Genomic DNA, 20,633 nt, shown 5'->3' with positions numbered 1-20,633 from the left:
TGAAAGGATGGTCATATGAGGTTGGGGAGGCTTTTGATCGCAAGTGCATGCCTGGCATGTGCCGCGCCCGCATTGGCGGCAAAGGTGCCCGTCGCGCAGCCCGAGGGGCTGTGGCTTGGCCCTCACAACAATGTCGCGGTGCGTACCGGCCCTTGCGGTGACCGGTTGTGCGGCTGGGTCGTCTGGGCCGACCGTGAGGCGCAGGACGATGCGCGGGACGGCGGCACGGCCCGGCTGATCGGCACCGAATTGCTGGAAGATTATCGCGCGGACGGCAAGAATGAATGGCGCGGTACTGTCTTCGTCCCCGACATGGGCCGCCGCTTCAGTTCGCAGATCAGCCAGTTGTCGCCCGCCCAGATGCGGGTCAAGGGCTGCATATTGGGCGGCCTGCTGTGCAAGTCGCAAACATGGACCCGGATAGACCGGGTTCCAGGGGACTGACGGAGGCAAGGATGATCCGGCTGCGTCGCGCACGTCTGTGGCTGATCCCCGGCCTGCTTGCCGGGGCGGGGATATTGCTGTCGACCTTCAACGCCATGAACCCGGCGCGGGCGGAAGCCGATGCGGTGCCGGCGGCGATGGGCGGCATGGTGGGTGAGAGCGATTATGACTTGCCGCCAATGGGGCCCATCGCGGTCTATCGCCCGGTGGGCCTGCCGACCGGCGTGGTGCTGGCGCTGTCCGACCGGAACGGATGGGATCAGGGCAGTGCCGACTTCGCCCGCCATCTGGCCGCGCGCGGGGCGATGGTGGCGGGTATCTCCACGCCGCAATTTCTGAAGGCGCTTCAGGCGTCGAAGCGCTGCGTCAACCCCAATTACGGGATCATCGACCTTGCCCGCGACCTCCAGCATCGCTGGAAGCTGCCCATGTACAACAAGCCGGTCCTGATCGGCCGGGGCGAGGGGGCGGCGCTGGCCTATGCCGCGCTCGCCTCCGGGCCGAACGGCGCCTACAAGGCGGTGCTGTCGCAGGATTTCGCGCCCGTGCTGAGCGGCGGGCGGCCCTGGTGCCGGTCGGGCAGTCTGAAGCTTACCGGCTATGGCCGGCCCTATCGCGGCTTTGCCTTCGCGCCCAGTCGCCAACTCCCTTCGCCCTGGATCGCGCTGACCGATAGCGGGCGCCACGCGATGCGCCCGGCGGCCTTGCAGCGCTTCGTCAGCCGCACGGGCAGCGGACGGCTGGTCACGGCGGTGGGGCAGAAGGACGCGGCGCTGCTGACGCAGATCCAGCCCTTCCTCGCACCGCCGCCGGTCAGCGCCGATGCCGCGCTGCCTGTCGGGTTGCCGGTCAATATCGTCACCGATCCCGCCGCGCCGCGCACGGACATGATGGCCGTGATCTATTCAGGCGATGGCGGCTGGGTCGGGCTGGACAAGGATGTGGCGGGGCAGCTCGCCCATGCCGGCATTCCGGTCGTCGGCATGGACAGCCTCTCCTATTTCTGGAGCCAGCGTACGCCGCGGGGTGCCGCCGCCGACCTGTCCGCGATCATCAGGGGCTATTCGCAGCACTGGCACCGGCCGCGGGTGCTGCTGGTCGGATACAGTTTCGGCGCGGACGTGCTGCCCTATATCGTGGGCAGTCTGCCGCCGACCCAGCGGGCGAAGGTGGAGCGGCTGTCGCTGCTGGGCCTCAGCCCGTCGGCGGATTTCCAGTTCCACCTGTCGAGCTGGCTCAACATGGACGACAGCCCGCAATATCCGACCGTTCCGGCGATTGCCCGGCTGCGCGGCGTGCCGATCCTCTGCGTCAAGGGAACCCAGGAGAATGACAGCGCTTGTCCTTCCATTCCCCGCGGACTGGCGGAGACGGTGGTGGTGCCGGGCGGCCATCATTTCGACCGTAACGCCCCGTTGCTGGTGAACCATATGCTCAAGGGGCTGACGATATGATCCTGGCCGACCGCATCCGGCCCTGGAAGGCGCCGCTGACCGTTGCCGTCATGCTGGCCGTGGCGGCGTTGGGGCTGGTTGCGCTGCATGGCCTGCTGGCGGAGGTGCGCCTGAAAGATATCCGCCATGCCGTGCACATGATCGCGGGCTGGCGACTGGGCGGGGCGCTGGCGCTGACGGCGGCGAGCTATGTGGCGCTGACCTTTTACGACTATGTCGCCTTGCGCATCGTGGGACGGCCGTTGCCATGGCGCACGGCGGCGCTGGCATCCTTTTGCAGCTATACGCTGAGCCATAATCTGGGGCTGTCGCTGCTGACCGGCGGGTCGGCGCGTTACCGTATCTACACCGCCGCAGGCCTTGAGGGCGGGGACATTGCCCGCATCATTGCCTCTGCCGGGCTTTCCTTCTGGGGCGGGGTGTTCGTGTTGGCGGGGTTGCTGATGGCGGTCCATCCGGCGGATATCACGCTGATGGGTGTCACTTTTGCGCCGGTGCTGCAACGGCTGGCGGGCGGTGCGATCCTCCTTGCCGCACTTGTGGGACTGATTGCCGCAGGGAAGGAAGGCAGTGCGCCGCGCATCTTCGGCTGGATGCTGGCCTTGCCGACGCGGGGGCAGGCGCTCGCCCAGATCGGCGTTGCCTGCATCGACCTTGCCGCCGCCAGCGCAGCGCTGTTCATTCTGGTGCCGGGTATCGCGCCCGCGCTCTATCCAACGCTGTTCCTGGCCTATGCGCTGGCGATCATCGTCACGCTGGTCAGCCATGTGCCTGGAGGCCTCGGCATATTCGAGGCGGTGATCGTCGCCACCTTGCCCGATGTCGACAGGCCCAGCCTGCTGGCCGCATTGATCGCCTATCGGCTGATCTATTATCTCATTCCCCTGATGCTGGGTGTGATCGCCATCGCCCTGCATGAGGGGAATAACTGGCGCCATCCCGTCAGCCGGGTGCTGGACGGCGCCCAGTCCGCCGCGTCTGGCATGGCGCCGGTCATGCTGTCGCTGCTGGTCGCGGTGGGCGGGGTGATCCTGCTGATTTCGGGCGCCTTGCCCGCGATCAAATATCGCATGCACATCGTCACCGGCTGGCTGCCGCTGAGCTTTGTCGAGGCGTCGCATTTCGCCGCGAGCATCATCGGCACCCTGTTGATCCTGCTCGCCTCCGGCCTTTATCGCCGGCTGGACGCCGCCTTCTGGATGACGCGCAGCCTGTTGCTGGCGGGCGCGCTCTTCTCGCTGATCAAGGGGCTGGATTATGAGGAAGCGAGCGCGCTGCTCATCATCGCCGGGCTGCTGCAATGGACGCGCGGGGCCTTCTACCGGCGCACCAGCTTCACCGCCGAAGCGCTGACGCCCGCCTGGATCGCGACGCTGGCGGTCGCGGTCGGCCTGTCGATCTGGATCGGCTTCTTCGCCTATAAGCATGTCGATTATCAGAATGACTTGTGGTGGCATTTCGGCCCGCACGCCAATGCCGCCCGCTTCCTGCGCGCGGGACTGGCGAGCGCGGTGCTGGCGGTGGCGGCGGCCTTCTGGCGGATGTTCCGTCCGGCGACCGCGCCGCGCCGGGCCGACCGGCCATCCAACACCCCCAGCACGGATGCGCTGGCGCTGGCCGAGCGGACCGATGCCTTTCTGGCGACGACCGGGGACAAGCTGTTCCTGATCTCCGAATCCGGACGTGCCTTCGTCATGTATCAGGTGCAGGGCCATAGCTGGATCGTCATGGGCGACCCCGTGGGCGATCGGGAAGAATGGCCCGACCTGCTCTGGCAATTGCGCGAAAGGGCCGATGCCGAGCAGGGGCGGCTGCTGCTTTATCAGTTGAGCCTCGACGCGCTGCCGCTGGCGATCGATCTGGGCTTCGTCATCGTCAAATATGGTGAGGAAGCGCGGGTCGACCTGCATCATTTCACGCTGGAGGGCCCCGACGCCAAGCCGCTGCGCTATGCGGAGCGCCGTGCCGTGCGGGAGGGGGCGAGCTTCGAGATCGTGCCCGGACGCCATGTCCCGCTGCTGCTGAACGAGTTGCAGCAGATTTCCGACGAATGGCTCGCCGCCAAGGGCCATGGCGAAAAGGCGTTCAGCGTGGGCCGTTTCGACCCCGCCTATATCGCGACCTGCGACTGCGCCATCGTGCGCCAGGAGGGGCGGATCGTCGCCTTCGCCAATATCTGGGCAACCGCCAATCGCCGCGAACTGTCGGTCGACCTGATGCGCTATGTCGGCGACGCGCCCTATGGCACGATGGATTTCCTGTTCATCCGGCTGATGCTGTGGGGGCGGGAGCAGGGTTATGACTGGTTCACGCTGGGCCTGGCGCCGCTTTCAGGGATTGAGGCGCGGCGTCTTTCCCCGCTCTGGGCCAAGGCGGGGGCCTTCTTCTTCCGCCATGGCGAAAGCTTCTACGGCTTTGAGGGGCTGCGCGCCTATAAGGACAAATATTCTCCGCGCTGGGAGCCGCGCTTCATTGCCGGACCGCGCGGTATTTCCCTGTCCCGCGCGATGATCGACCTGCAAAAGCTGGTGGGCGGCGGGTCGGGCAGCGCGGCGACGAAGACGCGGAGGAAGCAGTTGTCCTTGCCCTCTCCGTCAGTCGATCCAGTGGATGACGCGTCTGCGGCCCCGGAAATCGCGGAAGTGCATTAGGAGTTGCTTCCCTGCAGGCTGTTCCGGCCAGCCCCAACAAGTCGAGGCCCGGTCCTGCTTGCGCAGGCCGGGCCTCATTCCCTCTCCAAACTGGAACGGATCAGCCGTCGTAGTCGCCGCCGATATTCTGATTACGCGGCGGGGCGGCGGCGGTCAGGCGCAGGGCCTCCGCCGACTGGGCGATCGATCCGATTTCATCCGGTGTATCGTCGTCGTCGATCTGCACCTTCTGCAGTGAGGCGACGAGCGAATCATGCAGATCCACCGGCAGGATGGTTTCTTCCGCGATCTCGCGCAGGGCGACGACCGGATTTTTATCGCGGTCGCGGTCCAGAGTCAGTTCGGCGCCGCCCGAAATTTCACGGGCGCGCTGCGCAGCAAGCAGAACGAGATCGAAACGGTTGGTAACCTTGTCGACGCAATCTTCGACGGTAACGCGGGCCAAACGGGCGCTCCTGAACAACCAGAGAAAAGTCGTGAGAGAGGCGCCTAACAGCGCGCGCCACAAGAGTCAATGAAAAGCCCATAAAGTCATGGCAAGCCGCCCCGAATGCGAGCATGAACGGAGCATGGCGACCATGCAGGAGGCTGAGGCCCATATTGGCGAAGACGGGATCAGCCTGTCGCTGCGCGGCAATCGGCTGCGGGTGATCGAGACGGGCCTGGCGTTGCGGCAGGCGCTGGTCGACCTGATCGACGGCGCCCATGAGAGCGTGAAGCTCTATTATTATATCTTCGCGGCGGACGAGAGCGGGCAGTTGATCCTCGACCGGCTGCTCGCTGCGCGGGCGCGGGGGGTGGCGGTCACGCTGATGATCGACGCTTTCGGATCGGCGGCGACGCCGTTTGGCTTTTTCGATCCCCTGATCGCGGCGGGCGCGCATTTCGGACGCTTCGGGGCGCGGCGGTCCACGCGCTATCTGATCCGCAACCATCAGAAGCTGGCGATTGCCGACGACCGGCTGCTGCTGATGGGCGGCTTCAATGTCGAGGACGGTTATTTCGGTATTCCGCCGGAGGATTGCTGGTATGATCTGGGCCTGTCGGTCGAAGGGCCGCAGGTGCAGGCGATGTCGAGCTGGTATGGCCAACTCTGGCGCTGGGTGTCGACCCGCAAGCAGCGTTTCCGCACGCTGCGCCGGATGGTGCGCCACTGGCAGGGGCCGGGCCACGATCAGGACGGGCCCATGCGCTGGGTGATCGGCGGTCCCACCCGGCGCCTCAGCCCCTGGGCGCAACTGGTGAAGCGCGATCTGGAACGGGCCGAACGGCTGGACATGGTGGAGGCCTATTTCTCGCCGGGGCGGGGCATGCTGAAGCGGCTGGCCGGTGCGGCCCGGCGCGGGGGATCGCGCCTGATCCTGCCGTCCAGGTCGGACAATGGCGCCACCATCGCGGCGGCCCGGCTGCTCTATGGCCCGCTCCTGAAACGCGGGGTTGAGATTTGGGAATATCAACCCTGCAAGCTGCACATGAAGCTGATCGTGGTGGATAACGCCGTCTATATCGGATCGGCCAATTTCGACATGCGCAGCCTGTTCCTCAATCTGGAGATCATGCTGCGGGTGGAGGATGCGGGCTTTGCCCGGGCGATGCGCGGCTTTGTCGAACGGCGGACAGGCGAAAGCCGGCAGATCACGCTGGAAACGCATCGCGCCCAACGCAGCCTGCCGACCCTCGTCAAACAATGGATCAGCTATTTTCTGGTCGGTTTTCTGGATTACACCGTCACCCGGCGGCTGAACTTTCGCAACCCGAACGATTAGAGCGCCGCGAGATGGCGATCACATCTTGATGGCGTTACGGAACATCACGAAGGCGATGATGACCAGATAGACGCCGAAGACGCGCTTCAGCAGGCCGGCGGGCAGGCTGTGCGCGGCGGCGACGCCCAGCGGCGCGGTCAGGATCGACATGGAGGCGATGGCCAGTGTCGCAGGCAGATTGACATAGCCCAGCGACCCCCAGGGCAGGCCGCTTTCCTTCAGGCCGATCAGGGCGAAACCAATGGCGCTGGGGATGGCGATCAGCGTGCCGATGCCCGAAGCGGTGGCGATGGCGCGGTGGATCGACCGGCCGCAGAGCGTCATCACCATGATGGCGATCGTCCCCCCGCCAATGCCGAGCAGGGCGGAAAAAGTGCCAAGGCCGCCCGCGATCCCGACCCGCGCGATGCCGGAGGGCATTTCGTCGCTGATCACCTTGCCGCCGACCTTGGGCAGCAGGAAGTTCAGCGACATCAGGAACACGCCGATCGCGAAGATCATCGTCAGGATGTGGCCGTCGACATGGCCCGCCAGCATCACGCCGACGCCATCGCCCAAGATGATCCATGGCGCCCATGTCTTGAGCACTTCGAACTCCACAGCGCCGCGCTTGGCATGGGCAAGGAGCGAACGGATCGAGGTGACGATGATCGTCGCCGCCGATGTGCCGATGGCGACATGGGCGATGGCGTCATGCGTGCCGCCCAGCAACGGCAGCACCACGAACAAGGCCGGCACGACGACGAAGCCGCCACCAATCCCGAAAATCCCTGCGGCAAAGCCCGCGAACAGCCCGGCGCCCAGCATGGCGACCAGCGGCACCAGAAAGCTCAGCATATCGCCCTGCATCAGCGCTGCCCTCCTCTGGCGGTGTTGATGAAAGCGTCTCTCTGTGCGGATGCGGTGGAAGCTGTGCGATCGACCATGACGGAAACCCATGCCTCTCTTCGGCGGAATGTGCGTGGCAGGAGGCATCAGCAGCCCCCTTATCTCGCCAAACGAACGAGCATGAAGAACCCGCAAAGGGCGTGTCGATATTGTGGGATCATGAAGGGAGGAATTTCTCCGCCCTTCGCCGAAAGGGCTTATCCGATGGCCTGCTCCGCCGGGGTGTAGGGCAGGTCCAATTCGTCCGCGACGGCCCGGTAGGTGATCTGCCCGTTCCACACGTTAAGGCCGTCCAACAGATGCGGGTCCGCGCGCAAAGCCGCCTTCCACCCCAGATCGGCGATGCGCAGCGCATGGGGCAGCGTCACATTGTTGAGCGCATAGGTGCTGGTCCGCGCCACCGCGCCCGGCATGTTGGCGACGCAATAATGGACGATGCCATCGACGATATAGGTCGGATCGTCATGGGTCGTGGGATGGCTGGTTTCGAAGCAGCCGCCCTGGTCGATCGCGACATCGACCAGCACCGCGCCCTTCTTCATGGTCTTCAGCATCGCCGCCGACACCAGCTTGGGCGCCGCCGCGCCGGGGATCAGCACCGCGCCGATCACCAGATCCGCCTCCGCCACGCATTCGGCCAGATTCGCCCGGTTGGAAAAGCGCGTCTTGGCCCGCGCTTCGAAATAAATGCCCAGCCGCTCCAGCACTTCGGGGCTGCGGTCGAGAATGGTGACGTCCGCGCCCAGCCCCGCGGCCATCTGCGCCGCGTTAAAGCCGACCACCCCGCCGCCGATCACCGCGACCTTCGCGGGCAGCACGCCGGGCACCCCGCCCAGCAGCACGCCGCGCCCGCCATGCGCCTTCTCCAGCGCTGTCGCCCCGGCCTGGATCGCCATGCGCCCGGCCACCTGGCTCATCGGTTTCAACAGCGGCAGGCCGCCATTGGCATCCGTGACCGTTTCATAAGCGATGCAGATTGCACCGGATGCCATCAGGTCCCGCGTCTGATCGGGATCAGGCGCCAGATGCAAATAGGTGTAGAGAATCTGTTCCGGTCGCAGCAGCGCCCTTTCCTCGGCCTGCGGTTCCTTGACCTTCACGATCATCTCGGCCTTGGCGAAGATATCCGTTGCGTCACCGATGATCTCCGCCCCGGCCCGCGCATAGAGGCTGTCATGCGCGCCGATCCCTTCGCCCGCGCCGCTTTCCACCAGCACGCGATGCCCATGGGCCGTCAGCTCATGCACGCTCTCCGGCGTCAAACCGACGCGATATTCATGGTTCTTGATCTCCCTGACGGTGCCGACGATCATGGCCAATTTCTCCTTGTCTCGGGACGATATCGTTCAAGATAGGGGTTGTTCCAAAAAATTGCTTTAACGCATCCTCTTGCCTAGTCGCGAAACGCACGATAGGGAGCCGCCTTCCAGTGCAATGCGGAGCGGTGGCCGAGTGGTCGAAGGCGCTCGCCTGGAAAGTGAGTATACGTCAAAAGCGTATCGAGGGTTCGAATCCCTCCCGCTCCGCCACCACCCTGTCCTTTCACATCCGTTCCGAATCACTAAAGCCCAGCTTTTCTGCGGCTTTCAGCGTGATTCGCATCCACGTTCATCCCTGCCAGTCCACCGGTGACCGATTGGAAATGTGGGAAAGAATGTGGGAGATTTGGTGGCATGGGAAAGCTCTCCGCTACCGCTGTGAAGGCAGCAACACGCCCCGGGCGGCTCGGCGATGGCGACGGCCTGTTTCTTGTGATTCAGGCTGGCGGCGGCAAGAGCTGGATGTGCCGGGTGCAGAAGAATGGCAACCGACGCGACTTTGGTCTGGGCAGCGCGTCCAAAGTCTCGCTGGCGACAGCCCGAGAGCGGGCACGAGAAATCCGCACTTGGGTCGAACTCGGGCTGGATCCGATATTCGAGCGGCGTAAGGCGCAAGGCATTCCCACATTCCGGCAGGCGGCAGCCCGGGTGATTGCCGCGCACAGCAAGACATGGCGGAATGAGAAGCACGAGAAGCAGTGGCTCCAGACGCTCGAGACCTACGTGTTCCCGCAGATCGGCCATGTGCAGGTTCATGAGATTACAGGGCCAATGATCCGGAACGTGCTGTCGGATATCTGGCTCGCCAAGCCCGAGACGGCGCGACGGGTCCGGCAGCGGATTGGCACCGTTCTCGATTGGGCTTACGCCTCGGGCTATCGCGAAACTGAAGCGCCTATGCGCGCGATCACCAAGGGTCTTCCGCGACAGCCCAAGAAGGAGGGGCATTTTGCCGCCATGTCCTATGCGAAGGTGCCCGCATTCATGGTGAGGCTCACGGAGCGAGAATCCTTCAGCCGGCTTGCGCTCCGCTTTGCCATCCTGACTGCCGTGCGATCAGGCGAGGTCCGAGGCACGGCGTGGGAAGAGTTCGACCTAGAAGAGAAGCTGTGGACCATACCGGCCGCGCGCATGAAGGCGGCCCGCGAGCATGTCATTCCCCTGTCTGCACCGGCGCTTGCGATCCTCGAGCGATGCCGGGACCTGCGGATCGGATCGCGTTCGCTTGTGTTCCCTGGAGCCAGAGGTGACGCACCGATGAGCGACATGACGCTCACGAAATTGCTCCGCGAGATGAAGGAGGACGTGACTGCTCACGGATTTCGTTCAGCTTTCCGGGACTGGGTCAGCGAGGAAACCAATCACCCCGGCGAAATTGCGGAGGCTGCTCTAGCTCACCGGGTCAAGGACAAGACAGAGGCAGCTTACCGCCGCGGCAACCTTCTCGAGAAGAGGCGGAAGCTCATGGAAGAATGGGGAGCGTATTGCCTCAAAGTGATGACCTGAGAGATCGTTTGGCGATTTCGATCTTGCGTAGTTGGCCGCCATTAGAGGTGAGATGGCGATGCCGTTGCTCCAGATCAATTGTTGAGCTTAGATAGTGATGTACGAGAACCGGTTGGGGGTGCATAGGTAGTGGCAAGCGAAACGACAGAGCCATCGGCTAGTCGGGTTCTATGGTGCCTCCTCGGCGCGATTGCGGGAGGGGGAGGGTCAGCTGTAGCGCTGATTATCGCGGGCAATCTTAAGCCGTGGAACTGGAGCTATCCGGATTTGGCGGCTACGCTTTTAGCTGCGGTGGCTTTAATTATCACAGTGCTGGGGGTGGGCTTGGCAATCGCGGCTTTCTGGGGCTTCGATCAAGTTAGAGGGGCATCCGAGAAAGCTGCGAAAAGAGCTGCGAAGAAGGTAGCCACCGAAGAGGTCGGTCGCCATATGCAGCAAGCTGAAATTCGGGAGTATCTTAAGCGTGAAGCTGAGAAAATTCTCGATTCTTCAACCGTCTCCGAGATGATACAGAGGCGAGTGGATGCCGTCATTTTTGGCGGCGGCAGAGAAGACGAGTTAGAGGAGCAGGATAATGAGCAGCCCTCTGAGGGCGAGTAGGATTTGTGTATGTCAGTGAGCCGAGAATGGTCCAATTTGCCATCAGTGATGCGATCGCAGGTACAGCAGCATCAACTGGAGGCACCGGTAGATTTGGCAGGTCTAGCAAAATCCTTTGGGCTCAAAGTCAAAGGAGCTACTCTCGCGCCCGGTATTTCTGGTGAAATCCGGCCCGATGGCGAAAGCTATATCATCCGTGTAAACCGTCACGATGCCCCTGCGCGGCAAAGATTCACGGTCGCTCACGAAATTGCGCATTTCTTGTTGCATCGCGACCAGATCGGAAACGGTATTACTGACGACGTTCTCTATCGCTCCGGCTTGTCCAGTCGGATGGAAGCTGAGGCAAATCGCCTTGCAGCCGACATTATTATGCCAGAAAATTTAGTCGAGCGGGTGAAAAGTAATAGCGAGTCCCTTAATATAGAAGACATATTAGAACATCTTTCGAAAAGATTTGGCGTTTCGGAAGCTGCTATGAAGATCAGATTGGGATTATAGTTGAGAGGGATCAATGGCGCTTCGTAATCTAGGTGAGGTTTCATATCTTCCATTGCTATCTCTCTATCCGGCGGAAATGAGAGCATTGGAGGAACTTCCTGGCCAAACCAAAGACGCGCTTCTTCCAATTGTCCACCTCAGGCCTTGGAGCAGCTCTCATAACCTTGAACGAGGACTGGAGCGACTACACCTCGCTTACGGCTCCAGACCCTGTGTTGTGTCCCTCGCTGACCCTGACAGCACGGAAGCCATTCGCCCCGTGCATCACCAACTCAACACGCTAAGAGATGCAACAGCGGCATACTCAAACTGGTGTGCATTTATCCGAGACCAGCCTAATTTTATACCGGCTCTTCAAATCCAGCAGACTTCTGATTTACCGACCCAAATTCGGTGCCTGCATGAGCTTGATCGGGGCCTTTTTGTAATTGTTCCTAAACCCGCATTTCCCGCAATCGACATCCTTGCCGCAACTATTGCAGAGCATACCGGGGGCGGTAGTGATGTCACATTCGTCTTAGATTATGGAAGGGCAACAAAAGATCACTTGCAGGCAGCAGCACTAGCTGTTGGCTATATAAATACGGTGGCCCGGTATGCACCGTTGGCACAAGCCTCAATTTCTGCGTCATCATTTCCCGACAATTTCAAGAATCTATCTGAGCAAGGAATCTATGAGCGGCTACTTTTTGACCAAGTAGCTTCGCAGGTCGGAACAAGAAAACTAATTTATAGCGATCGCGGAAGCGTTCGTGCGACCAAGCAACTCGGAGGTGGCGGCACACCTGCCCCTCGAATTGACTACCCCTTACAAAACCAGTGGAAATTTTACCGTTCCGACGAGGACACTGGCTTCGCCGCTTATAAATTTCAGGCGGCGACGCTTATGCGAGAACCGATCTGGGATCCTACATTGCGCGTATGGGGGACGCAAATGATTGAACGTACAGCCGCTGGCGATACATCTGCGATTTCTAACCCCAATAAGGCCACCGCCGCCCGCGTGAATTTGCATTTACAAATTCAGACCTTTTACGGGAACGCAGACGCAACGCGAGACACCGAAGAAGATTGGGATCTCTAAGCGGTTAAAGCATATTCCGAACGGAGGCTGTCAGCCCAACCTTGCCAGAAATCAGCTTGTTTCTCGGCCAGGGCTTTTCGCCGTAGCCGTTCTTCAGCGAATCGGCTCAAAAGTGAAAGGTCATCGGCTTGTATGCGTTTGCGCGCTACTGCCCGCCAAAAGGCGTCGCTCGAAGCTGTGTACCGCTTCTCGAACGCCTCTTCGAAAGCCAACCGGATTTGCCTATCAGCTAATCCGGGAGCCATCGGCATTCTCGCCATAGGGCGGTAGATTAGTCGCTCGATCTCCGCTTGCGTCAGCAGATTCATGTAAGCCGCAGGTGCAATATTATTTGCCTCACCTGCATGTAACGTCTGAATTACGCCGTTTGCTGTTATTGACCACAACGCCGCGCCACACAGATCAGCCTCGGATACCCGTTTCAGATGGCGCTCCGCAGCTACAAGAATAACGCGATCAAAGTGCATCGCATACCCAGACATTTGGGCAGGAAGGCGCTTGAGAGAGTCTGCAGCACTTTTTATTTCGATGCCGATAAACTCATCCGCAAGTATCGCTAGGTCGGCACGAACAGACGCGCTTCCCAACGAAAATTCGCTGGTGACCGTCGGCTTTTTTCCCCGCCGCACTGTCGAACGTAAGTGAGTGAGGATGGCGGCTTTGATTTGAGCTTCATCCATTCACTGCCTCCCGATGCTGAACGCGGCCTCAAGTGCATCCGAAACTCGATGTCAAGCGATATATGGGACAAATTTCGAAGAGCATGATGATGCTTTCACCGGTCAATGCAACCCAATCTGCAAAACGCCTGCTATCATGTGACGTTGCCGCCTGGCATCCAGTTCTTTCCTTGGTTCAGGCCGTCAGAAACCGACGCCATGTTCCGCCATAATGGGCACGGTCGCAAGCCGTTAGTCCGGCTGTTATTTGGGCGCGAGGATGTCAGCCCAGAGGGCGATGTCTTCGTAGACGCTCATGCTCTCGGGGTCTTCCCAAGCCTCGCGTTCAGCGTCCCATCGGCCGATGACGGGCAGGTCTTCGTCCCAAAGTAGCATCCGTCGGCCGTCTTTCCGGTCGCTTGGCAAATCAGTAATCGCGTTCCAGCCCGAGCTGCTAGGCACTGCCATATGCGTCTCCTTCGAGCGGCGACGCCTTCAGTCTTGGCCTATCGTCGCACCTATGTCCTCTCGGGGCGACGGCCAAAGCCGGATGTTAGTAACCTGACCGAAGTAAGGCGCATGCGCCTTTACCGGCAAGCCGGCTGGACATGCGCGCATGCCACCCGGCCTCCAGAAACTGGATGACCGAGTTCTTCGATCGGGGTTACTAAGCCCCGCTCCCACGTGTCTTGGGCTGCACCTGGCCGAGATCTCACTGGCCGTCGCTCCTGACACGCACGCCGTGCTGCTCATGGACCAGGCTGGCTGGCATCTGACGCCCAAGCTCAACGTGCCCGGTAATATCTCGATCATCCCGATCCCATCGAAGTGCCCCGAGCTCAACCCGCAGGAGAATATCTGGCAGTTCCTGCGTGACAACTGGCTGTCGAACCGCGTGTTCAACTCCCACGAGGACATCGTCGATCACTGTTGCGACGCCTGGAACAGGCTCGTCGAACAGCCCGGGCGCATCATGTCGATCGGCCTGCGCGATTGGGCCCAGGGGTTCTGATCAGTGAATCTTGGTATAAGCGGTGCAACAGGACCAGGCAGTGGCGCTCGTCTTCTCATCGACGGGGTGCGAAAGAGCGGTAGGCCGAACAAGAATGTCCAGTTGCAGCTAGATACGCTGGATCTTGGGCTCAACGTCGGAATGACGGTCATGGAAGACGCCCTCTGTAACTGGCAGAAAAGCCCGAGGGTCTTCATGCATTACGTCGGTTAGCCCTTCGGAAGCAGCTCGTCAGTCCATCACCTCGGCAAGATCGTCCCACTTCCAGTGTCGCTTGAGGTAGTTCATCTGGTCCGGCCGGATCATTTTCCGATGCTGCATCTGGCCAACCAGCAGACCAACCGAAACGCCGGCTTTCCCGCTAAACCGGATCATCTTCGTCTTGTCGGCCGGGAGGCTTCTGAACTCCTCAACGCGTTCCTCCGGTACGATCATGCGGGAGGCGAACTCGTTTGCCTCTTTTTCGCTCTCGTCCAGGTCGTCCCCGTTCATGTCGGAGTCGACGAACGTTCTGGCGCCATGCAGGATCAGATGGCCGAGCTCATGGAAGACCGTGAACCAGAACTTATCGTCAGACAAGCCGCGGAAGCTGAGCAGGACCATCGCCTTGTCCGGAGCCACCAGTCGGCTGGCCCCAGACGCGCGGCATCCCGTAGGAGCTCTCTTCGCCACGACGGCGACCCCTGCTTCGGCGCACAGTTTCTTGAGCTTTGGAAGAAAGACATCCGGCTGCCGCAGCTTCGATAGCTTGCGTATGCTGTCCAGTCGATCCTGGAGGTTGTCGGCGTTCCACGGCTTGGTCGATACCAAATCCGAGCTTAGCTCACCGTCGCGGAGCCACATCAGGACAGCGCCGTCGTCGGAGTCGAAGGTCGCAGAGGTGCGGAACATGGTGCTGGTGCAGATCTTCCCGTAGCGGGCCTGCCACGCATCTATCGTGCTCACATTGAAAAAGCGGAGGCGTCGGCGGACCTCGTCACGCTTCTTTTCCTGCGTCAGCCGGCCCTTCGGCTTTTCCCCGGGGACGGGAAGCAGAAGCCAGTCGTCAGCCTCGACGGCGGCGGCGCGGTCAACAGCCCGCTCGAGGGCGACCTCGTATTGCTCTTGGCGCTTGAGCCAGAAGGATATCGTGCCGCCGACTGCTTTAGCCAGCACGCTGGCGTGATCGCTGTCGATGGGATTCGAGCCGTCGAGGAAGCCGCGCAGTGTCTTCATCCCGCCATCGAGATGGCCGGCGACTTCCTGGGCATTGATGCTCCGGCGAAGCATCAGCGCGCGCAGCGAGTCACCGGGCTTTGAGAACCAGTCGGGTGTGAAATCAAGTGCTTGCTTCAAGGCACCCTCGACATTGTCACTAGCTTCAACCTCGTCACGCTTGACCAAATCACCCGGCCATCAGCGTCACGCTTGAAACGCTTGGCGGCCACGACAAGCGCCGCGCAATAGTCTGAACCAATCGAGACTGAAAGTGAATCGTCTGTAGAAATTTTTATTTCATCACCGAGGAAGCTGATCAGCTCCTGCACGTTTTCGAAGGCGCGTGCTTCCGAGATGAAGGTGACGAGGGCAGCCGCATTCAGGCTACCGAACGCCAATTCGGCTTTTTCCAGCTCGATACACGTGTCGTGAAGCGGCTCATCTTCGAAGGAAATCGTGATCAAGATTCCATCCTAGATCGCCGACGGGACGTGTCAGCCAACCTGTCCTCTGAGAGTAAGGGGGTGACGGTACCTCCGTTCATTGGGGCAGAGGGGAACCATGGGGTTTGGATTGCTGCTTCGCCCGGATCGCGTCGATCCGGTCCCAATTGCGTGCAAGCTCGACATCTCCAGCCTCGACCATATGGATTTCAGAGGCGCTGCACAAGCTGGCCAGCGTGACCATGACGCCGCCGACTTCCTGCTTTGGGTCTCCCTTGGGCCGGCCAAACACGTATTCGACCAAGGCGATCGCATCTTCCCGGTTGCAGCCGTTGGCCTGCGCCAGTTCCAAGGCTTCCTCCAGAAAGCGGTGAGTGCGTTCTGCCCGGTCCGACCTTACCGAAGGCGGGAAGCAGGCTTCGAGCCATTCCTCGACGCGTTGCTGATACGATGTAACGCCCACTGTCACTCCCTCACGTCCGACCGGTCCATCCGTCAAGGGATACCGGCCAAGATGCCCATAAGGCATCTGTGCCATCCCCCACCGGTCATAGACGCTGATGGTCTTCTCCCACCAGCGACTACAGACAATCGCTTTGATTGGAAGGTTAATTTCGTTAGTATGGCCTTCTTGGAAGGATATGTGTCCCGTAAAGCGTGATGCTTGTTACACAGCGCATATTTTTCAGCAATTGTTACGATCAGGGCTAACTAGTGCCTGCCCATAAACGCTAAGATATTGAAATATTGCGTTTAATCCAGGAATTCGGGCTTTGAAGGCCCGACGGTGTCGGTTATGCTTTGGGCTCAAACCACTGAGATCATGGCATAATCAACACACGCCGGAGCCGACAATGCGCCAGAAACGCATCATCCAGAGCAGCCTATTCGATCTGTTTGCCGATCACCAGATCGGACGTGAGCTCAAGGCTATTTCCGGGTGGCTCGAGGCACACAGTGAGCTGCTGACACTGGTGGCGGCTGATCTTGGCGAGGCTGGCATCAAGGACACGGGGCGCCAGGGTTTGCCGGTGGAATCGGTTCTGCGATGCGCCGTGCTCAAGCAGTATCGCCAGCTGAGTTACGAGGAACTGGCCTTTCACCTTGAGGATTCCTCTTCGTTTCGCGCCTTCGCCCGGCTGCCCCTGGCATTGTGCCCGAAGAAGTCGGTGCTGCAAAAGACGATTAGTCGGATCAGGGCGGAGTCCTGGGAACAAATCAATCGGGCGTTGCTGAGCGATGCCAGGCAGGAAAAGATCGAGCGCGGGATGGCCGTGCGGATCGACAGCACCGTGTGCGAGGCGCTGATGCACGCCCCCAGCGACAGTTCGTTGCTGTTCGACAGCGTGCGGGTCATGACACGCTTGCTCAAGCAGGCCGCCAGCCTTCCGGGCGGCACCGCCGTCGCCTGGCGCAATCGCCAGCGGCTCGCCAAGAAAAGGGCGCTGGCGATCCGATACAGTCGGGGCAAGGACAGGAAAGCCCGGCTGTACCGGGACTTGATCGATGCCACCCAGGCCACGATGGCATCGCTCCGGAGCCTTGCGTTGCACCTTGCCTCGAGCATCGAAAGCGCAGCCTGGCGTCTTGAGGTCGAACACTATCTGCCCCTGATCGAACGGGTCATCGACCAGACCCGGCGACGGGTCTTCACCGGCGAGCGCGTACCGGCGGCCGACAAGTTGGTCAGCCTGTTTGAACCGCATGCCGAAATCATCGTCAAAGGCGGCCGTGATGTCCAATACGGCCACAAGCTCAACTTCTCCACCGGCAAGAGCGGCATGATCCTCGACGCCGTCATAGAGGATGGCAATCCGGCGGATGCGGCACGCTTTCTGCCCATGCTCGAACGGCATGTAACCTTGTATGGCCAACCACCGCGCCAGTCAGCTGCCGACGGTGGCTTTGCCAGTCGTGACAATCTCAAACAGGCCAAGGCAATCGGAGTGCGCGACGTCGCATTCCACAAAAAGTGCGGTCTAAAAATCGAGGACATGACCAAGAGCAAATGGATCTATCGCCAGCTGCGTAACTTCCGAGCTGGGATCGAGGCCGGCATCTCGTGCCTCAAGCGAGCCTACGGCCTGACGCGATGCACATGGCGTGGGATCGACCACTTCAAATCCTATGTCTGGTCGTCGGTCGTCGCCAACAATCTCGCAATCTTCGCCCGCCTCAAGCCAACATAGTCAGATCCGCACCCCCAGAACACTTCACCGGACGCCACCGGGCGATCCCTCTTGTCTACTGCCCGGGCAGAAGTGCCAGTCTCCCCTTAATCCTGCCCTCGGGCGTCAAAACAGCGACCCGTCCAACTCATAATGCGCTGTCGATGCTGATCCAGCCCGAGCCCAAAGCCCAACCAGATCGCAAAAACACCCCGTTTATGGGCGGGCACTAACTAACTCGAAGTCGTGAACCGCGCCGGCGTGCTAGACAGAGCGACAGAATCAACAATGGGTTCGGCTATCTAGGAGCCTCCTGCGGTGGGCTGAATGGCGCCTCTGTAGGCCGTAATCGACACAACCGCGCCGCATCAACTGTGGCAATGATCCCGAGACCGGCGCCTGGAACCTGTCGCCCTCCTTAAGCCAGCTTTGTGAATCTGGAATTTGAAATCAGGGGATGATCGGGCAGGATGGGTCCATCACCGACACGAACTTAGAAAAAAATCTGCTCAAGTGGGAACCGAACCCACATTAAAAACCCTAGCATTTCTCAATGTTTGGACGCAGATGGTCGAAAGTGGATACCGGTTGCAAAATTCTTCAATAAAATTATAAGCTTATATGCAGGATAGGTTCATCATCTGAACCTCGTGGTATATTTCGTGGCATCTTACCTGCGATGGCGATCAATCAAGAACTTGAAATCAAATATTTATTTGATTTCTTGGATTCCGTCCCCGGCACCATTATTCTCCAATATAGCCCAGCGCCATCCAAACAGGTTGTGGATTTCCGCGATAAACAGACATCCTCTGTCGGATGCTGCCGAGTGTTGATCCAAGGGCTGGCAAAACAATGGGGCCAGATTGGGGGCCAAAATCGCTTGGCCCTATGCACTGACACCAAAGGGCGGCCCGGTAGCCGGAAACAGATTTAATTCTGCTCCTGCAACCGCGCCACAATCGCCTTCGCTGCCTGCGTCACATCGTCCCAGGTCACGTCGAACCCGGCCTCATCGCCAAAATAGGGATCGGTGATGCCGCTGCCTTCGCGTCCCGTCACAAGATCCATCAGCAGCCGCAACTCTGCCGTTCCGTCCACTGGTCGGATCTGTCGAAGATTCTTCAGATTCTCGCCGTCCAGCGCGAATATATGGGTGAAGCGCCGGAAATCCTCGGCTGTCACCTGTCGCCCACGATAGCCTGAAATGTCGATGCCGTGGCGCAGCGCGACGGCCTGTGCCCGCTTGTCCGGCGGCGATCCGATATGCCAGTCGCCGGTCCCGGCTGAATCCACAACGACATCCAGCCCGGCGCGTTCCGCCTCGGCCCGAAGTGCGGCCTCCGCCAGAGGCGACCGGCAGATGTTGCCCAGGCATATGAAGAGGATGGAAGCGCTCATCCCTCCGCCGCCGCCGTGCTCAGGCCAAGCTGCGGCACGCCGATGGAACGCCGCCCGCCGAAATCAGTCCGCGCCACGATCACGCCCAGTCTCTCCATATAATCGATCAACCGCCGCACGCGGCCCGGCGAACTGGTACCATAAGCCCGCGCCAAAGCCACGTCGTCCGGGCAGGGCAAGCCCTGCATCGCCGCCCGCGCGATCAGCAGGAAGGGCGCCAGCATATCCTCCGGCACCGGCTCCGCCGCCTTCATCGCGTCGGCCCAGCGCGGATCGTCGGCGTCGAACATCCCCGCCTGCGCCATGGCAAAGCGCTTACGGAAGGCGGGCAGGTCGAGCGGCGGCGTGCGCAGCCCCTTCATCCGGCACCGCACCCCGAAATCCTGATAGAGCGTCGACACGCTGGGCTGCGCGTCCCCCAGATCGGCGACGATTTCCTCCAGCACGGCAATGACGACCGGCTCATTCTGCCCGAAGTCCAGCTCCGGCGCGGCAGGCTTGGCCGAAGGCGCGGCGGCCAGCGCCCGCATCAATTCCTCGGCCGGCAAGGGTGGCGGTTCGGCACGCGGCGGGGGAGGGGGCAACGCCTCCTCTTCCCCCGCACCGGCGAACAGCAATTCCTGCAAATCCTCCGTCACCGCGACCGGCGGCGGCATCAGCTTATGCGTGCCTCCGCGCGTGCCGGTCTTGACCGCGCCGATCTTCACCGCCACCGGCCGCCGCGCGATCGCGGGGCCAAGGCCCAGAAAGCGCCCACGCTCCAGATCGCGGATTTGCTCGGCCTGCCGCCGCTCCATGCCGAGCAGGTCGGCCGCGCGCGCCATGTCGATGTCGAGGAAAGTCCGACCCATCAGGAAGTTCGACGCCTCGGCGGCGACATTCTTCGCCAGCTTCGCCAGCCGCTGCGTCGCGATCACCCCCGCGAGGCCGCGCTTGCGCCCGCGGCACATCAGGTTGGTCATCGCCGCAAGGCTGAGACGCCGCGCTTCGTCCGACACATCGCCCGCTGCGACGGGCGCGAACATCTGCGCCTCATCGACCACCACCAGCGCCGGATACCAATGATCCCTCGGCGCATCGAACAAAGTCGACAGGAAGGTCGCGGCGCATTTCATCTGCGCCTCCAACTCCAGCGATTCGAGGCTCAGCACCACCGAGGCGCGATGCTCGCGAATCCGCATCGCCATCTTGACGATCTCGCGCTCATTATAGTCGCCGGCATCGATCACCACATGGCCATATTCATCGGCCAGCGTCACGAAATCGCCCTCGGGATCAATCACCACCTGCTGCACCAGCGCGGCGCTTTCTTCCAGCAAACGGCGCAGCAGATGCGACTTGCCCGATCCCGAATTGCCCTGAACGAGCAGACGGGTGGCAAGCAATTCTTCCACATCGACCAGAACGGGATTGCCCGATCCGTCATTTCCTATGCTGATGCTGGCGGTCACAAGAAGTCCTTTGGCCCAGGCCAGGGCGTTTGCGCAAGTCCGCTATCAAAACTCGGCGCTATTGGGGGCAAAGGTCACTTGACCGCCAG

At 61.1% G+C, this 20,633-nt stretch carries 20 protein-coding genes, 1 tRNA gene and 1 pseudogene; 12 read left to right on the top strand and 10 right to left on the bottom strand.

Features of this window, described 5'->3' with window-relative positions; genetic code table 11:
* Positions 1-15: 15 nt before the first annotated feature.
* The 3 genes from HUK73_RS12070 to mprF are packed head-to-tail and all read left to right on the top strand — an operon-like array spanning position 16 to position 4,549.
* Positions 16-444, top strand: coding sequence for a DUF2147 domain-containing protein (locus HUK73_RS12070; RefSeq protein ID WP_176592110.1), 429 nt, complete (start codon positions 16-18; stop codon positions 442-444).
* A gap of 11 nt (positions 445-455) precedes the next feature.
* Entirely contained in the window at positions 456-1,898 is a 1,443-nt protein-coding gene (locus HUK73_RS12065) for a virulence factor family protein (protein WP_176592109.1), read from the top strand.
* Entirely contained in the window at positions 1,895-4,549 is a 2,655-nt protein-coding gene (gene mprF, locus HUK73_RS12060) for a bifunctional lysylphosphatidylglycerol flippase/synthetase MprF (protein ID WP_176592108.1), read from the top strand. Before HUK73_RS12065 ends, mprF begins: the two co-directional genes overlap by 4 nt.
* Positions 4,550-4,649: 100 nt before the next feature.
* Here mprF and rpoZ read toward each other — a convergent pair whose 3' ends face one another.
* Positions 4,650-4,994: a DNA-directed RNA polymerase subunit omega gene (gene rpoZ, locus HUK73_RS12055; protein WP_176592107.1), complete on the bottom strand. Its 345-nt coding sequence runs from the start codon at positions 4,992-4,994 to the stop codon at positions 4,650-4,652.
* A gap of 88 nt (positions 4,995-5,082) precedes the next feature.
* Between rpoZ and HUK73_RS12050 the strand changes: the two genes are divergently transcribed.
* Positions 5,083-6,315, top strand: a complete 1,233-nt coding sequence (locus tag HUK73_RS12050) for a cardiolipin synthase B (RefSeq protein WP_176592106.1) — start codon at positions 5,083-5,085, stop codon at positions 6,313-6,315.
* Positions 6,316-6,333: 18 nt separating this feature from the next.
* Here HUK73_RS12050 and HUK73_RS12045 read toward each other — a convergent pair whose 3' ends face one another.
* Together HUK73_RS12045 and ald are read right to left on the bottom strand one after the other, a co-directional pair.
* On the bottom strand, positions 6,334-7,164 hold the full coding sequence (locus HUK73_RS12045) for a sulfite exporter TauE/SafE family protein (RefSeq protein WP_176592105.1): 831 nt from the start codon (positions 7,162-7,164) through the stop codon (positions 6,334-6,336).
* A 236-nt stretch (positions 7,165-7,400) separates the two neighbouring features.
* On the bottom strand, positions 7,401-8,516 hold the full coding sequence (gene ald, locus HUK73_RS12040) for an alanine dehydrogenase (RefSeq protein ID WP_176592104.1): 1,116 nt from the start codon (positions 8,514-8,516) through the stop codon (positions 7,401-7,403).
* 125 nt (positions 8,517-8,641) lie between these two features.
* Between ald and HUK73_RS12035 the strand changes: the two genes are divergently transcribed.
* The 5 genes from HUK73_RS12035 (at position 8,642) to HUK73_RS12015 (ending at position 12,213) form a co-directional block, all read left to right on the top strand.
* A tRNA-Ser gene (locus HUK73_RS12035) sits at positions 8,642-8,732 on the top strand.
* A 144-nt stretch (positions 8,733-8,876) separates the two neighbouring features.
* Entirely contained in the window at positions 8,877-10,028 is a 1,152-nt protein-coding gene (locus HUK73_RS12030; protein ID WP_176592103.1) for an integrase arm-type DNA-binding domain-containing protein, read from the top strand.
* A gap of 267 nt (positions 10,029-10,295) precedes the next feature.
* A complete protein-coding gene (locus HUK73_RS12025) occupies positions 10,296-10,628 on the top strand; it encodes a hypothetical protein (protein ID WP_176592102.1) in 333 nt (110 codons plus the stop codon).
* 9 nt (positions 10,629-10,637) lie between these two features.
* Positions 10,638-11,129 carry an ImmA/IrrE family metallo-endopeptidase gene (locus tag HUK73_RS12020; protein WP_176592101.1) on the top strand — a complete coding sequence of 164 codons (492 nt, stop codon included), beginning with the start codon at positions 10,638-10,640 and terminating at the stop codon, positions 11,127-11,129.
* Positions 11,130-11,142: 13 nt separating this feature from the next.
* Positions 11,143-12,213, top strand: a complete 1,071-nt coding sequence (locus HUK73_RS12015; protein WP_176592100.1) for a beta family protein — start codon at positions 11,143-11,145, stop codon at positions 12,211-12,213.
* On the opposite strand, the gene HUK73_RS12010 is transcribed toward HUK73_RS12015, so the two are convergent.
* Positions 12,210-12,893 (bottom strand): sce7726 family protein, encoded by a 684-nt coding sequence (locus tag HUK73_RS12010; protein ID WP_176592099.1) that lies wholly within the window; start codon positions 12,891-12,893, stop codon positions 12,210-12,212. The genes HUK73_RS12015 and HUK73_RS12010 overlap by 4 nt on opposite strands.
* A 243-nt stretch (positions 12,894-13,136) precedes the next feature.
* Positions 13,137-13,340 (bottom strand): hypothetical protein, encoded by a 204-nt coding sequence (locus HUK73_RS12005; RefSeq protein ID WP_176592098.1) that lies wholly within the window; start codon positions 13,338-13,340, stop codon positions 13,137-13,139.
* A gap of 229 nt (positions 13,341-13,569) precedes the next feature.
* Between HUK73_RS12005 and HUK73_RS12000 the strand changes: the two are divergent.
* Positions 13,570-13,884 (top strand): annotated as a pseudogene (locus HUK73_RS12000) (transposase); the annotation flags it as partial.
* Positions 13,885-13,887: 3 nt separating this feature from the next.
* Positions 13,888-14,097: a hypothetical protein gene (locus HUK73_RS27155; protein ID WP_176592096.1), complete on the top strand. Its 210-nt coding sequence runs from the start codon at positions 13,888-13,890 to the stop codon at positions 14,095-14,097.
* A gap of 18 nt (positions 14,098-14,115) precedes the next feature.
* Here the strand turns inward: HUK73_RS27155 and HUK73_RS11990 are convergent, their stop codons facing one another.
* From HUK73_RS11990 to HUK73_RS11980, 3 genes are all read right to left on the bottom strand, one after another.
* Positions 14,116-15,267 (bottom strand): ImmA/IrrE family metallo-endopeptidase, encoded by a 1,152-nt coding sequence (locus tag HUK73_RS11990; RefSeq protein WP_218036452.1) that lies wholly within the window; start codon positions 15,265-15,267, stop codon positions 14,116-14,118.
* On the bottom strand, positions 15,216-15,545 hold the full coding sequence (locus HUK73_RS11985; protein WP_176592095.1) for a hypothetical protein: 330 nt from the start codon (positions 15,543-15,545) through the stop codon (positions 15,216-15,218). Before HUK73_RS11985 ends, HUK73_RS11990 begins: the two co-directional genes overlap by 52 nt.
* Before the next feature lie 76 nt (positions 15,546-15,621).
* Positions 15,622-15,987 (bottom strand): hypothetical protein, encoded by a 366-nt coding sequence (locus tag HUK73_RS11980; protein WP_369805484.1) that lies wholly within the window; start codon positions 15,985-15,987, stop codon positions 15,622-15,624.
* Between the two features lie 391 nt (positions 15,988-16,378).
* Here HUK73_RS11980 and HUK73_RS11975 point away from each other — a divergent pair, with 391 nt between their 5' ends.
* Complete coding sequence (locus HUK73_RS11975) at positions 16,379-17,713, top strand: ISNCY family transposase (RefSeq protein WP_176592939.1); 1,335 nt, start codon at positions 16,379-16,381, stop codon at positions 17,711-17,713.
* A 912-nt stretch (positions 17,714-18,625) separates the two neighbouring features.
* Here the strand turns inward: HUK73_RS11975 and HUK73_RS11970 are convergent.
* Both HUK73_RS11970 and HUK73_RS11965 read right to left on the bottom strand, forming a co-directional pair.
* Positions 18,626-19,093, bottom strand: a complete 468-nt coding sequence (locus HUK73_RS11970) for a low molecular weight protein-tyrosine-phosphatase (RefSeq protein ID WP_176592094.1) — start codon at positions 19,091-19,093, stop codon at positions 18,626-18,628.
* Positions 19,090-20,544 carry an ATP-binding protein gene (locus HUK73_RS11965; RefSeq protein WP_176592093.1) on the bottom strand — a complete coding sequence of 485 codons (1,455 nt, stop codon included), beginning with the start codon at positions 20,542-20,544 and terminating at the stop codon, positions 19,090-19,092. Before HUK73_RS11965 ends, HUK73_RS11970 begins: the two co-directional genes overlap by 4 nt.
* Between the last annotated feature and the right edge of the window lie 89 nt (positions 20,545-20,633).

This window comes from Sphingobium sp. EM0848 (assembly GCF_013375555.1).
In the GTDB taxonomy this organism is placed as follows: Bacteria; Pseudomonadota; Alphaproteobacteria; order Sphingomonadales; family Sphingomonadaceae; genus Sphingobium.
The sequence above is the reverse complement of the archived record's forward strand: the minus strand, read 5'-3'. Positions and strand labels throughout refer to the sequence as shown.